Here is a 13,146-nt window from a genome sequence, read left to right as displayed (position 1 = left end):
TCCCGGGACACGTTGTGGTGACCGAGCACAGTGCCGCGGTGCTGGTGGCCGCCGCAGCCGACGGAGACGAGTCGGCCTGGACCGAGCTGGTTCGCCGCTACACCCCGCTCGTCTACGCGGTGATCCGCGGCCATGACCTGGCCGGGGCCGAAGCCGCGGACGTCAACCAGACCGTCTGGCTGCGGCTCGTGGAACATCTGGACCAGGTGCGCAGACCGGAGGCGTTGGCCGGCTGGCTGGCCGCCACCACCCGGCGGGAGTGCTACCGGATCTCCCGCCTCGGTCGGCGTACCCAACCCGTCGACCCGTCCGGTGGCGCCCTCGACGCGTACCACGGCACGTCGCCGGCGGCGGACGAGGACCTGCTGCGTGCCGAGCGGCGGCGGGCCCTGCGCGAGGGCTTCGCCCAGCTTCCACCCCGCTGCCAGCAGGTGCTCTCGATGCTCACCGCCGATCCGCCGCTGAGCTATCGGGAGACCGCCGAGCGGTTGGGCGTACCGGTCGGCAGCATCGGGCCGACCCAGGCGCGGTGCCTGCGTCGGCTTCGTGCCTGTGCCGCGCTCGCGCCGTACGTTGGTTCTCACCCGGGGGACGGGACGAAGGGGGGCGAGCGTGATGGAGCAGTGGCCGCCGGCCGGTGACGCCGCGCTCGGCGCGGAGCTGCGCGCGGCGCTCGGCGACGCGGGCGGGGTCCCCGAGGAGCACCTCAGGGCGGCCCGGGCGGCCTTCGCCTGGCGTACGGTGGACGCCCAGCTCACCGTCGCCGAGCTGGTCTTCGATTCGGCCTGTGAGCCGGGCGCGGTGGCCACCCGGTCGGCCGGCTCCACGCGGAACCTGTCCTTCCGGGGCGGCCCGATCTTGGTGGAGATCGAGATCGGCGGCACGGGCATCGTCGGGCAGCTCAGTCCGGTCGACGGCGGCCGGGTCAGTGCCCGGACGGCGAACGGCACCTACGAGGAGACCTCGGTCGACGCGGTGGGGCTCTTCTCGCTCGGCCTCCCGCCGCCGGGCCCGGTCCAACTGCACGCCCGCTCCGGCGGGTTCAGCGTGGTGACCGACTGGGTCTGCCTGCGCTGACACCGCGGGGATCGAAAACCGGGACGGTTCCCGACCCCCGCGGTACGCGGCGTTGGAGGACTACTCCTTCAGGGAGGTGATTAGATATTGCACACCGCCCAGGTCGGACATCGTCCCGCTGCTGTCCGGGCCCAACTGGACCACGGCGAGGCACATCTCCCCGTCGCTTTCCGCCTGGGCCGTGAAGAGCAGCGAGAACTGCGCCCGCTCACCGGGTTGCAGCAGGAGGTTGCCCAGGCTGGCCCAGGTCGTGTCGACGATCTCCACCTGGGTTCTGCCGATCGGCCGTACCCCGGTGCCGACCGCGCCGCCGGCACGCCAGCGCTCGAACAAATCCTGGCCGAGGTCGACGACCACCCGGCCACCGATCGCCTGCAACGGTTCGGCCGCCACGAAGAGCACCTCGTTGCGCGACGGCACGGTGAGCGAGTTGCCGATCGCGAAGGGCCGAACGGTCGGGCCGGCGCCCGGGGTGAGCTGGACCGAGTCGACGTTGCGCCACGCGATGTTGTTGTTGCTCCGGGTGTTGGTGCTGATGTCCGGACCCTCGACGGTCATCGGGTCGGAGTTCGACACCCAGCGGGCGAGCAGGCAGAAGTGACCCGGTCCGGGAACTCCCTTCCACGGGATGGCGACCGTGGTGACGCCGGGTGCGGCGGCCACGGAGGCCGCCCCGATCCTGGTCCAGTGGATGGGCCACACCGCACCGCCACCCGGCGTCGTCCGGTAGACCTGTAGCACGCCGCCGACCGAGCCCGAGCCGGCCGGGCTCGGGTTACGGAGCTTGACGAAGATGTAGTTGGTCGCGCCGACGACCGGGTTCTGGCTCACGGCGCACTCCACCGCTGTCGGGCAGACCTTGATGTCGGGGCTGGCCCAGAGCGGGTCGAGCGAGTGCGGCTGGACCCCGGTGTCGGCGGCGACATCCCGGATGTGGACGTCGGTGCGGGCCACCGGGGTGGCGCGGTCCGACCCGTGCCCGACCGGCACGGCGGCGGCTGCGCCGGTCGTCAACAGGCCGGTCAGCGCCGCCCCGACGAACCCGACCCACACGGCCCGGCGGAGCCGTCTCCCTACACTGCTCATGACAGGTGTCTCCCATCGACGGAGCCGTGGTCGACCCCGGTCCGTTACGCTCCGGTGTCGACCTGGTTACGCCTAATACAGAGCGGGGTCGGGGCCGGGAAATACCGTCGGTGGGGGAGCGCGCCGTCAGATGGCGCGAGAAGCGGCAAAGGGGCGGCTGATCAACCGCGCAGCGGACGGCAGGACGAGCGGACGACAAGTTCGGTGGGCAGCCGGATGTGGGTGTTCCGCTCGACGCCGGCGATCAGGTCGACCAGCAGCCGCAGCGCCTCGGCGCCCATCCGCTGCAACGGCTGCATTATCGTCGTCAGTGGCGGGTTGACCAGCGCTGATTCCGGGATGTTGTCGAAGCCGATCACGGACAGGTCGTCGGGGACCGACCGGCCCATGCTCCGGGCGACGTCGATCGTGGAGATCGCGGAGAGGTCGTTACCGGCGAAGACGGCGGTCGGGCCGTCGGGCAACGAGAGCAGTTCGGCGGCGGTCTCGGCGGCGCTCTCGATGCGGAACCCGCCGACCCGCACCAGCCGCTCGTCCACCGTCACGCCCGCGTCGGCCATGGCCTGCCGGAAGCCCGCCTCGCGCAACCGGGACGATTCGAGGTCGGGGCGTCCGCTGATGTGCCCGATGCGGCGGTGACCGAGGGACAGCAGATAGTTGGTCGCCAGGACGGCACCGGCGAAGTTGTCGGAATCGACGGTCGGCAGCCCCGACGGGCCGGTGTGCGGGTCGACGGCCACGACGTGGAAGCCCTGCTTGGTCTCCACCACCGTCGGTGTGACGATCACGGCCCCGTCGATGAGCGTGCCCGACAACCGGGCCAGCGAGCGGCGTTCCCAACCGACGGCCGTCCCGGCGCCGTCGCCGCCGGAGTACGCCAGTAGTTGGTAGCCGGTGCCGGCGACCTCCACGCTGGCGCCCTTGAGCAGTTCGGTCGAGAACGGCTCGAACTCGGCGACCAGGATGCCCAGCACGTTGGTGCGATGGCTGCGGAGGCTCTGCGCCCCCAGGCTCGCCTCGTAGCCGAGTTGACGGATGACCTGCTGGACCCGTTCCACGGTCGCCTGTGCCACTCCGTAACGGCCGTTCACCACCTTGGAAACGGTCGCCACGGAGACGCCGGCCGTGCGGGCTACGTCCGACATCTTGACACGCTGGGGAAACGCCACGTCGATGATGATAGAGGGCCATCGGGCCGGTTAAGGAGACGAGTCGAAAACGTTATCGACACCGATTGACACTGCGTTACCCGACTGAAAAACTCGCTCAGGCCGAGCACCCGACTGACTGGTCGAGGAGACATCGATGGCTATAAAGCGCCGTGCAACCACCTTTCTAGCGCTGTCCATGACAACCGCACTACTCGTCGCCGGCTGCGGTGGCGGCGGTGAGGACGAGGCGCCTGCCGAGAGCGAGCTGTACAAGAACCCGGTGACGCTGACCTGGTGGCACAACGCCTCCCAGGACGGTCCCGGTAAGACCTACTGGGAAAAGGTCGCCAAGGACTTCAACGCACTGCACCCCACGGTCACGATCGAGATCGAGGGCATCGAGACCAACCAGCTCCAGCGCACCCGGCTCCCCGCCGCGCTGCTGAGCAACGACCCGCCGGACATCTTCCAGGCGTGGGGCGGCGGCGAGATCCGCGAGCAGGTGGAGGCCGACTACCTCAAGGACATCACCGACCAGGTCAAGGACGAGGTTGCCAACATCGGCAGCGCGGTCGAGATCTGGCAGGTGGACGGTAAGCAGTACGGCCTGCCGTACCGGATGGGCATCGAGGGCATCTGGTACAACAAGGACCTGTTCCAGCAGGCCGGCATCACCGCTCCGCCGACCACCTTCGAAGAGCTGAACGACGCGGTCACCAAGCTCAAGGCGATCAACGTCATTCCGATCGCCGTCGGCGCCGGTGACAAGTGGCCCGCCGCGCACTGGTGGTACAACTTCGCGCTGCGTGCCTGCTCCGTGGACACGCTGCGGAAGGCCTCCCTGGAGAACGTCTTCGACGACCAGTGCTTCGTCAAGGCCGGTCAGGACCTGAAGGCTTTCATCGACACCGAGCCGTTCCAGCCCAACTTCATCGCCACGCCGGGTCAGAACGACCCGACCAGCGCCAACGGCCTGCTGGCCAACGGCAAGGCCGCGATGGAGCTGATGGGTGACTGGAACAAGGGCACCCTGGACACCGTGACCGAGGACCAGGAGGCGCTTAACAAGTTCATCGGCTGGTTCCCGGTTCCGGCCATCACCGGTTCCGCCGGCGACCCGAAGGCGGCCCTGGGCGGCGGCGACGGGTTCGCCTGCGCCAAGAACGCGCCGGCCGAGTGCGTCGAGTTCCTCAAGTACATCGTCAGCCCCGAGGTGCAGAAGGGCTACGCCGAGACCGGCACCGGCCTGCCGGTCGCCAAGGGCGCCGAGGACGGCGTCAAGGACCCGGCCCTGAAGTCCATCCTGGAGGCCACCACCAGCGCCACCTACGTGCAGCTCTGGCTGGACACGGCGTTCGGTAGCACCGTCGGTAACGCGATGAACGACGCGATCGTCGCCATCTTCGCCGGCAACGGCACCCCTGAGCAGGTTGTCGAGGCCATGAAGGCGGCCGCGCGCAAGTGACGTCGACCAACCCGACCCTGGACCTCGCCGGCGGCGCATCCGCGCCGCCGGCGGGACCTCGGCCTGCCCGGCGCTCGTCCGCTCGGGCCGCCGAGACCCGACGCAAGTGGTACGAGATCATCGGGCTCACGACACCAGCCGTGATCGTCTACGTGATGTTCGTGCTGGTCCCGATGGGCTTCGCCTTCTACTACAGCCTGTTCCGTTGGCGTGGCGTCGGACCGCCCACCGACTACGTCGGCTTCGACAACTACGTCCTGGCCTTCCAGGACCCGATCTTCATCGACGCGCTGCGCAACAACGCGATCATCGTGTTCGGGTCACTGTTGATCCAGGGACCCATCGCGCTGGGCGTCGCCCTGCTGCTCAACCGCAACTTCCGTGGTCGCACGCTGTTCCGCCTGCTGGCGTTCGTGCCGTACGTGCTGGCCGAGGTCACCGTCGGCATCATGTGGAAGCTGCTGCTGTCCGACGCCGGCACGGTCAACGCGATGCTGGAGTCGCTGGGACTGGGCAGTCTGGTACAGGCGTGGCTCGCCGATCTCGATATCGTTATCTGGACGATGTTGGCCGTCCTGACCTGGAAGTACGTCGGTTTCGCCATCATCCTTCTGCTGGCCGGCCTGTCGAACGTGCCGCAGGAGTTGAACGAGGCCGCCGCCATCGACGGCGCGAGCTGGTGGCAGATCCAGCGGCACGTGACGCTGCCGCTGCTGGGGCCCACGATCCGGATCTGGATGTTCCTGTCCATGATCGGTTCGCTGCAGGTCTTCGACGTGATCTGGGTGACCTCCGTGCCTGCGGTCCGGTCGCTGGGCGCGTCGGCCACCATGGCGACGTACATGGTGGACAACGGGTTCTTCGCTCGCCTGTGGGGCTACGGCAACGCGGTTGCGGTCATCCTGTTCGCCATCTCGTTCGTCGCGGCAGTGCTGTTCCAGCGCTTCCTCCTGCGTCGCGACATCGAGGGCGCCATCACCAGAAGGGCAAACTGATCGTGGCCGCGAACGCCGTTCTGTCTCCCACCGCCAAGCGTCGCCCGATCTCGTGGGGGAATCCCCTCACCTACGCGCTGGCGCTCGCGGTCGCCGCCGTGTCGATCACTCCGGTGGTGTACGTGATCGTCGGCGGCTTCCGCAGCACGCCGCAGATCGTCGCGGACCCGGCCGGGCTGCCCGACCCGTGGGTCTGGGACAACTACTCCCGGGTGCTGACCCAGAGCGACTTCTGGCGGCAGGTGTTCAACAGCGCCGTGGTGTCCCTGGGCACCACGATCGGCGTCGTGGTGCTGGGGGTCTGCGCCGCGTTCGTGCTGGCCCGTTACACCTTCCGGGGCCGTGAGGTGCTCTACACCTTCTTCACCCTCGGTCTGCTGTTCCCGGCCGGCGCGGCGATTCTGCCCCTCTACCTGATGCTGCGTGACCTGAACCTGATCAACTCGTACTACGCGGTGATCCTGCCGCAGGTCGCCTTCGCGCTGCCGCTGACGATCGTGATCCTACGACCGTTCCTCACCGCCATCCCCCGGGAGTTGGAGGACGCGGCGGCCATCGACGGCACCGGTCGGCTCGGCTTCCTCTGGCGCATCCTGCTGCCCCTGTCGCGGCCCGCGCTGGTCACCGTCGGTATCCTCGCCTTTGTCACCAGCTGGAACGCGTTCCTGCTGCCGCTGCTCGTGCTCGGCGACGCGAGCCTGCACACCCTGCCGCTGGGCGTGCAGAACTTCTCCAGCCAGTACACCTCCGACACGGCGGGCATCCTCGCCTTCACCTCGCTGGCGATGCTGCCGGCACTTATTTTCTTCACGTTCGCCGAGAAGCAGATCGTCGGTGGCCTCCAGGGCGCGGTCAAGGGCTGAGCGGCAGCGGCACGAACACAAAAGGGGTAACACAGCATGACTGAGGTCCGCGAGGTCGTGGGCGGGCCGGCGACAGTGCCGGCCCAGACAGGATCGGGCCACGGCCGGCCCGACCGGTACGGGTCCGATGGCGAGACGCGCGTGCGTGAACTGCTCGGTCGGATGACGATCGAGGAGAAGATCGCGCAGCTCGTCGGCTTCTGGGAAAAGGCGGAGGGCGAGGCGGTCGCGCCCTTGCAGGGCGAGTTCGGTGACATCGGCCGGCTCGAAGACTTTTCCCGGCACGGGCTCGGTCACCTCACCCGCGCCTACGGCACCCGGCCGGTCGAGGCCGTATCGCGGGCGTCATGGCTGTGGAAGTTTCAGTCCGACCTGGTGACGGGGACCAGGCTCGGCATCCCGGCGATCGTGCACGAGGAGTGCCTGACCGGGCTTTCGGCCTGGAAGGCGGCAACCTTCCCCACCCCGCTGGCGTGGGGGGCCGCCTTCGACCCCGACCTGGTCACCGAGATGGCTACGGCGATCGGGGCGTCGATGCGGGCGCTCGGCATCCACCAGGGGCTCTCTCCGGTGCTCGACGTGATCCGTGATCCTCGCTGGGGGCGGGTCGACGAGTGCATTGCCGAGGATCCCTACCTGGTCGGCACCCTCGGCACCTCGTACGTGCGCGGCCTGCAGTCGCAGGGCGTGCATGCCACGCTCAAGCACTTCGTCGGTTACTCCGCGTCCCGCGCCGGGCGCAATTTCGCGCCGGTGCACGCCGGTCCGCGGGAACTCGCCGACGTGCTGCTCGTACCGTTCGAGATGGCGATCCTCGACGGCGACGCCCGTTCGGTGATGCATTCCTACGCCGAGATCGACGGCGTGCCCGTAGCCGCCGATCCGACGATGCTGACCGGGGTGCTCCGGGACCGGTGGGGCTTCGATGGCACGGTGGTGGCCGACTACTACGGTGTGGCGTTCCTGAACCTGCTGCACCAGGTCGCCGGTGACCACGCGGACGCGGCCGTGCAGGCGCTGACCGCCGGTGTCGACATCGAGCTGCCGACCGGCGACGCCTACCTGACCCTGGCGGATTCGGTGCGCGACGGCCGGATCGAGGAGTCGGTGATCGACCAGGCGGTGCTGCGGGTGTTGCGGCAGAAGCTGGACCTCGGGCTGCTGGACGCCGCCTTCACCGACGAGCCCGCCCAGGTGGTCGACCTCGACTCGCCCGAGCACCGGGCGATCGCCCGCAGCCTCGCGGAGAAGTCGATAGTTCTGGTCGCCAACCAGGACGCGTTGCCGCTGCCGGCGGGCCGGCGGATCGCGGTGATCGGGCCGAACGCCGACCGGCAGGGTGCCCTCTTCGGGTGCTATTCCTTCCTCAACCACGTGCTCGTGCAGCATCCCGACGTGGAGGCCGGTATCGAGGTGCCGACGGTGCTCGAGGCGCTGCGCGCCGAGTTCGGTGCCGAACTGGTCACCTCGGCCCGCGGCTGCGAGGTGGACGACGACGACCGCTCCGGCTTCGACGCCGCGGTCGCCGCGGCCACCGCGGCGGATGTCGCCGTACTGGTCGTCGGCGACCACGCGGGACTGTTCGGTCGCGGCACGGTCGGCGAGGGCTGCGACCGGGACGACCTGGAGCTGCCCGGTGTGCAGCGGGACCTGGTCGAGGCGGTGCTGGCGACGGGCCGGCCCGTCGTGCTGGTGCTGCTCACCGGCCGGCCGTACGCGATCGACTGGGCGCTGAGCCGCTGCGCGGCGGTGGTGCAGACGTTCTTCCCCGGCGAGGAGGGGGCGGGCGCGATCGCCGGCGTGCTCTCCGGGCGGGTAAACCCGTCGGGACGGCTGCCGGTCAGTCTGCCCCGGTCGGCGGGCGCGCAGCCGTACTCGTACCTGCATCCCACGCTCGGCGACGGCAACGAGGTGACCAACCTGCTGGCGACGCCCGCGGCGCCGTTCGGTCACGGCCTGTCCTACACGACGTTCGGGTACACGGAGCTGACGGTGCCGGCCACGGCGCCGACCGACGGGGCGCTGACGGTGAGCGTACGCGTCACCAACACCGGTGCGGTGGCCGGCGACGACGTGGTGCAGCTCTACGGCCGGGACCTGGTGGCGTCGGTGACCCGACCGGTGGCACAGCTGCTCGGCTACCAACGGGTGCACCTCGCGCCGGGCCAGTCCGCCACGGTCACCTTCACGGTGCCCACCACCCGGCTGGCCTTCTCCGACCGGTCGCTCACCCGCGTGGTGGAGCCCGGTGAGGTCGACCTCTGGGTCGGCACCAGCGCGCGCCGCGACGTGGCGGCGTCGACCACCCTGGTCGGCGACGTCGCGCCGGTCACCAACGCCTCCGCCCGCTGGACCACCGCCGAGATCAGCTGACTCCGAGGTGACCGGCCACCGCCGCGATGGTGGCCGACCGCCTGATCCAGGGCAGTTCCCGATGATCGGGAACTGCCCTGGTGCACGTCCGCCGCGCGGTTGCCCCGTGACTCAGGTGGCACGCCTCCGGCGGCGGTTGGCCGGCTTCGCCCCGACCTTCGGTGCGGCCGGACGGCCAGGTGCGTCCCCGTCGTGGGTCGGGGCAGCCGTCGGCGTGCTGGCCGGCGCATCCGGACCGGTCGTCGCGGTCGCGGCTGGCGGGTACCTGCGCAGCATCCAGGTCTGCTGGCCGAGCGAGAAGAGATTCGTGGTCACCCAGTAAATGATCACGCCGATCGGGAAGATCAGTCCGGAGACGAGCAGTGAGGCGGGGATGCCGTAGAGCATCAGCCGCTGCACCAGCCGCTGCTGCGGGTCGGTGGCCCAGCCGCTGCGCAGGATCAGTTGACGGCTGGACAGGTAGGTCGTGGCGATCATCGTCGCGATCAGCACGGCGGCCACGATCCTGACCGTCGCGCCGTCCGCGCCGAGCAGGGCCAGTTCCTGCCCGGTGGAGCCGAAGGTACCCGCGATCGGGGCGCCGAACAGCGTGGCCGACGAGGCGCTGTCGAACTGGGTCACCGACCAGCCGTACAGCGTCTTCAGGTGTTCCGGCATCGTCGGCTTGAGATGCCGCAACACGTGGAGCAGGCCGAGAAAGACCGGGATCTGCACCAGCATCGGCAGGCAACCCATCAGCGGGTTGGCCTTCTCCACCCGGTACAGCTCGACCATTTCCTTCTGTAGGGTCTCCCGGTCGTCGCGGTGCCGGGCCTGGAGCTCGGCGAGCCTCGGCTGCAACGCCTGCATCGCGCGCTGCGACCGGATCTGCTTGACGAAGACGGGGAACAGGATGATCCGGACGGTGAGCACCAGGAAGACGATGCCCAGCACCCAGGACCAGTCGGTGCCCAGCGCGGACGCGTCGCCGAGCAGCCGTTGCCAGGCGGCGTGCCAGAACAACAGGATCTCGGAGATGGCGTGGTAGATCATGGACATGGAACACCCCTCGACATGCGACTACGGCTGATGTGAGCAGGAACGGTCACCAGCGGTCGCCGACGAGCGGCAGAGGTGGGTGAGTGAAGAGACGCTCAGGCGACCGCGAGGGCCGCGGCGGTGGGGGCTCTGGGCCGGGCCCGGCCGGCAGCGTCCGGATCGCGGTGGCGGGGTATCCCGGTACGGCCGGCGCGCTCCCGCAGCATCCGACGGGTGACCCGCCGGCCGGGATCGACCACCGCCCCGGTGAGCAGGACCCCGGCGGTGAGCACGGCGGCCAGCAGCACGCCGGTCACCGCCGCCGTGCCGGAGAGCATGCTGGTGGCACCGACGTCGGCCAACACGCCGACGAGGTACCAGAGCAGGCCGAGCCCGATCACCGGGCAACCATATCCGCCGTAAGCAAAAGGTGGTTGTCGACCATCTCGACCACCGCCCCCTGGACGCCGCCCCGCCGTCGACGCGGCAACATCAGGGTTGTTGCGGTGTCCGGCCCGCGAAAGGCGGCAACTACAGGGTTGTTGCCGCCTCCCTAGTGCGGGGCGTGTTCAGGCTGTGGTCGCGACCGGCGAAGGGTTGAGCCTGGCGAAGGCTTCCTGTCGGTGATAAGGGAAGTACGGATAGGGTGCGGTGCGGCTGCTGGCAGTGTCGAGCCGGGCCGTCTGCTCCGGCGTCAGTGCCCAACCGGCAGCGTCGATGGTCTGCCGCAGTTGCGCCTCGTTGCGGGCGCCGATGATGACGGTGGCTACCGTGGGCCGTTGCAGTAGCCAGTTGACCGCGATCTGCGGCACTGCTCGACCGGTCTCGCGGGACAGTTCGTCGAGGACGTCCATGACGCGGAACAGGTGCTCGTCCTCGACCGGTGGGCCGAAGGCGGCGGTCGCGTGGAGCCGACTCGTGGCCGGTGGCGGTGTGCCGCGGCGGATCTTGCCGGTGAGTCGTCCCCAGCCGAGCGGGCTCCACACCACGGCTCCGACGCCTTGGTCGAGGCCCAGGGGCAGCAGTTCCCACTCGTAGTCCCGACCGACGAGCGAGTAGTAGACCTGATGTGCCACGTAGCGGCGGCGATGCTCCCGGTCGGCCGCGGCGAGGGATTTCATGAGCTGCCAGCCGGCGAAGTTGGAGACGCCGAGATAACGGATCTTGCCGTCCCTCACCAGGTCGTCAAGTGTCGCGATGACCTCTTCGACGGGCGTCGCGGCGTCGAAGGCATGTAGCTGAAACAGGTCGATGTAATCGGTCCCGAGTCGGCGTAGCGCCACGTCGACCGATCGGATGAGCCGGGCCCGTGAAGTTCCCGCGTCGTTCGGCCCGTTACCGGTCGGCAGACCGCTCTTGGTGGAGATCAGGACGGTGTCGCGGCGGCCTTTGATCGCCTGGCCCAGCACCTGCTCGGACGCGCCGTCGGAGTACACGTCCGCAGTGTCGAACATGGTTATCCCGGCCTCGATGCAGATGTCCACGAGGCGTCTCGCCTCTCGGGCGTCCGTGGTGCCCCAGGCGCCGAAAAGCGGACCGGACCCGCCGAAGGTGCCGGCGCCGAAGCTGAGGGCGGGCACGGTGAGGCCGGATGCCCCGAGTCGTCGGTACTCCACGATGAATCCTTCCGCTAAGGGAACTGTGGTTTCGTTAGCGCGTCGGCTACGCTAGCAGCCAATCGCAGTTAAGGGAACTGGAGACCCGTTATGACTGTCGGTGCTGTCCGGCCAGGGGGACGGACCGCCCGGGTCCGCGCCGCCGTGCTGAAAGCTGCCGGTGACGCACTCGTCGAGCACGGTTTCGACCGTCTTGACCTCGCGGACGTGGCGCGCCGTGCCGAGGTGGGCAAGACAACGGTCTACCGCCGCTGGGGTACCGCCGCCGGCCTGGTCACCGACCTGCTGGCAGACATGGCGGAGCAGTCGCTGCCGCGAGCCGACACCGGAACGCTGATCGGGGACCTGCGTGCCAATGCCCGGCTCGTGCGGCGAACCCTGGTCGACTCGCGTCAGGGTGCCCTGTTCCGGGCGGTCATCGTCGCCGCGACCTGCGACCTACGCGCCGCCGAGGCGCTGCATCGCTTCTACGCCGTCCGGATCGCCGAGTGGGCCCCCTGCGTGGAGCAGGCGGCGCGGCGGGGGGAGTTACCCCCGGGCACGGACGCGGCCGAGGTCATCCGTGCCGTCTCGGCACCGCTCTACTACCGCCTGCTCGTCAGCGGAGACCCCATCGACGAGGCCATGGCGGACCGGGCCGCCGAAGCGGCAGCGGCAGCCGCCCACGCCGGCGTCTTCACGCGGACCAGCGGTCCCGACTGACGGCACAGCTCATTCCTTCAGGCCGGCCCTCAGCCGTGCGGGTCCGGCTCGGCGCGCAGCGCGGCCGTGGCCCGCACCGCCTTGACGATCGCCGGGATCGCTCCGATCAGCAGCACCAGCGCCCAGACGATCGCGATGATCGCGAAGACGACGGCGCCCACGGAGTCGAGGATGCTCACCAGGATCACCGGCACCAGGTGGTGCAGGAACTCCAGCAGCACCGTGCAGAGCAGGCTGGTCAGGATCAGCAGAACCAGCCCCTTGTTCTGCAGGAACTTCGGTTGCGCCAGGATCAGCAACCCGGCCCAGGCGAGCTTGAGCAGCAGCACCAGCGCGAGTAGCACCGCGGCGTCACCGACCGGGAAGAAGCCCCACAACGCGAGGTACGCCAGCGTGCCGAACGGCGGCGCCAGGAACAACGACACCATGATCATGAGTTCGATGAACGCGAGCACCAGCGCCAGCAGGGCCACGAGGATCAGAACGATGGAGAAGATCAGGGTGGCGACGCCCTGGATCCGGCCGTGCAACCGGTCCGGCAGCACCAGACCCAGGCAGAACAGCCCGGTCGTCCAGAGCGCCGCCGCGTCGACAAGCGCCAGATAGCCCGTACCACGGCCGGACGGCTCGCTGACCTCCCGTACGTCGCCGACCTCCACCCCGAGGTCGGCGGCGCTGCCGGCCAACTCCGCGCCGGCGTCGCCGCCGCCCAGCAGCAGCCCGGCACCCACCTCCAGGCCGACCGCCAGCACCAGCGCCAGCATCGCCAGCAGCAGGAACGGCTTGCGCAGCGCACCCATG

13 protein-coding genes are annotated in these 13,146 nt (G+C 69.5%); 7 read left to right on the top strand and 6 right to left on the bottom strand.

Going from position 1 to position 13,146, the window contains the following annotated elements; translation table 11 throughout:
• The first annotated feature begins 17 nt into the window (after positions 1–17).
• The gene (locus KBX50_RS16630; protein ID WP_210937926.1) at positions 18–641 is read left to right on the top strand and encodes an RNA polymerase sigma factor; all 624 of its coding nucleotides are present in this window, start codon (positions 18–20) and stop codon (positions 639–641) included.
• Complete coding sequence (locus KBX50_RS16625; RefSeq protein WP_210937990.1) at positions 616–1,077, top strand: hypothetical protein; 462 nt, start codon at positions 616–618, stop codon at positions 1,075–1,077. The genes KBX50_RS16630 and KBX50_RS16625 overlap by 26 nt, the downstream gene beginning before the upstream one ends.
• Before the next feature lie 60 nt (positions 1,078–1,137).
• Here the strand turns inward: KBX50_RS16625 and KBX50_RS16620 are convergent, their stop codons facing one another.
• Both KBX50_RS16620 and KBX50_RS16615 read right to left on the bottom strand, forming a co-directional pair.
• Positions 1,138–2,163: a hypothetical protein gene (locus KBX50_RS16620; RefSeq protein ID WP_210937925.1), complete on the bottom strand. Its 1,026-nt coding sequence runs from the start codon at positions 2,161–2,163 to the stop codon at positions 1,138–1,140.
• Positions 2,164–2,324: 161 nt separating this feature from the next.
• Complete coding sequence (locus KBX50_RS16615) at positions 2,325–3,308, bottom strand: LacI family DNA-binding transcriptional regulator (protein ID WP_247673847.1); 984 nt, start codon at positions 3,306–3,308, stop codon at positions 2,325–2,327.
• Between the two features lie 202 nt (positions 3,309–3,510).
• On the opposite strand from KBX50_RS16615, the gene KBX50_RS16610 reads away from it, so the two are divergent.
• From KBX50_RS16610 to KBX50_RS16595, 4 genes are read left to right on the top strand one after another with little or no spacing between them, the layout of a single operon-like run.
• Positions 3,511–4,779 (top strand): ABC transporter substrate-binding protein, encoded by a 1,269-nt coding sequence (locus tag KBX50_RS16610; protein WP_247673846.1) that lies wholly within the window; start codon positions 3,511–3,513, stop codon positions 4,777–4,779.
• Complete coding sequence (locus KBX50_RS16605; RefSeq protein ID WP_093402620.1) at positions 4,776–5,774, top strand: carbohydrate ABC transporter permease; 999 nt, start codon at positions 4,776–4,778, stop codon at positions 5,772–5,774. Before KBX50_RS16610 ends, KBX50_RS16605 begins: the two co-directional genes overlap by 4 nt.
• Positions 5,771–6,637, top strand: a complete 867-nt coding sequence (locus tag KBX50_RS16600) for a carbohydrate ABC transporter permease (RefSeq protein ID WP_210937989.1) — start codon at positions 5,771–5,773, stop codon at positions 6,635–6,637. The genes KBX50_RS16605 and KBX50_RS16600 overlap by 4 nt, the downstream gene beginning before the upstream one ends.
• A gap of 36 nt (positions 6,638–6,673) precedes the next feature.
• Positions 6,674–9,010, top strand: coding sequence for a glycoside hydrolase family 3 N-terminal domain-containing protein (locus KBX50_RS16595; RefSeq protein WP_210937922.1), 2,337 nt, complete (start codon positions 6,674–6,676; stop codon positions 9,008–9,010).
• A gap of 111 nt (positions 9,011–9,121) precedes the next feature.
• Here KBX50_RS16595 and yidC read toward each other — a convergent pair whose 3' ends face one another.
• The 3 genes from yidC to KBX50_RS16580 all read right to left on the bottom strand — a co-directional run bounded on the left by yidC (position 9,122) and on the right by KBX50_RS16580 (position 11,643).
• Positions 9,122–10,048, bottom strand: coding sequence for a membrane protein insertase YidC (gene yidC / locus KBX50_RS16590; RefSeq protein ID WP_210937921.1), 927 nt, complete (start codon positions 10,046–10,048; stop codon positions 9,122–9,124).
• 95 nt (positions 10,049–10,143) lie between these two features.
• Positions 10,144–10,428, bottom strand: a complete 285-nt coding sequence (locus KBX50_RS16585; RefSeq protein ID WP_210937920.1) for a DUF6412 domain-containing protein — start codon at positions 10,426–10,428, stop codon at positions 10,144–10,146.
• Positions 10,429–10,596: 168 nt separating this feature from the next.
• The gene (locus KBX50_RS16580; RefSeq protein ID WP_210937919.1) at positions 10,597–11,643 is read right to left on the bottom strand and encodes an aldo/keto reductase; all 1,047 of its coding nucleotides are present in this window, start codon (positions 11,641–11,643) and stop codon (positions 10,597–10,599) included.
• Positions 11,644–11,733: 90 nt separating this feature from the next.
• On the opposite strand from KBX50_RS16580, the gene KBX50_RS16575 reads away from it, so the two are divergent.
• Positions 11,734–12,345, top strand: a complete 612-nt coding sequence (locus tag KBX50_RS16575; protein WP_210937918.1) for a TetR/AcrR family transcriptional regulator — start codon at positions 11,734–11,736, stop codon at positions 12,343–12,345.
• A gap of 29 nt (positions 12,346–12,374) precedes the next feature.
• Here the strand turns inward: KBX50_RS16575 and KBX50_RS16570 are convergent, their stop codons facing one another.
• Positions 12,375–13,145 (bottom strand): hypothetical protein, encoded by a 771-nt coding sequence (locus KBX50_RS16570; protein WP_210937917.1) that lies wholly within the window; start codon positions 13,143–13,145, stop codon positions 12,375–12,377.
• Between the last annotated feature and the right edge of the window lies 1 nt (position 13,146).

Source organism: Micromonospora sp. C51 (assembly GCF_018070435.1).
Lineage (GTDB): Bacteria > Actinomycetota > Actinomycetes > Mycobacteriales > Micromonosporaceae > Micromonospora > Micromonospora sediminimaris.
The sequence above is the reverse complement of the archived record's forward strand: the minus strand, read 5'-3'. Positions and strand labels throughout refer to the sequence as shown.

Bases quoted from the DNA above. Each gene is read 5' to 3' on its own strand.
- KBX50_RS16625 (WP_210937990.1), top strand. From the start codon at position 616: ATGGAGCAGTGGCCGCCGGCCGGTGACGCCGCGCTCGGCGCGGAGCTG.
- KBX50_RS16620 (WP_210937925.1), bottom strand. From the start codon at position 2,163: ATGAGCAGTGTAGGGAGACGGCTCCGCCGGGCCGTGTGGGTCGGGTTC.
- KBX50_RS16615 (WP_247673847.1), bottom strand. From the start codon at position 3,308: ATGTCGGACGTAGCCCGCACGGCCGGCGTCTCCGTGGCGACCGTTTCC.
- KBX50_RS16610 (WP_247673846.1), top strand. From the start codon at position 3,511: ATGACAACCGCACTACTCGTCGCCGGCTGCGGTGGCGGCGGTGAGGAC.
- KBX50_RS16595 (WP_210937922.1), top strand. From the start codon at position 6,674: ATGACTGAGGTCCGCGAGGTCGTGGGCGGGCCGGCGACAGTGCCGGCC.
- yidC (WP_210937921.1), bottom strand. From the start codon at position 10,048: ATGTCCATGATCTACCACGCCATCTCCGAGATCCTGTTGTTCTGGCAC.
- KBX50_RS16575 (WP_210937918.1), top strand. From the start codon at position 11,734: ATGACTGTCGGTGCTGTCCGGCCAGGGGGACGGACCGCCCGGGTCCGC.
- KBX50_RS16570 (WP_210937917.1), bottom strand. From the start codon at position 13,145: ATGGGTGCGCTGCGCAAGCCGTTCCTGCTGCTGGCGATGCTGGCGCTG.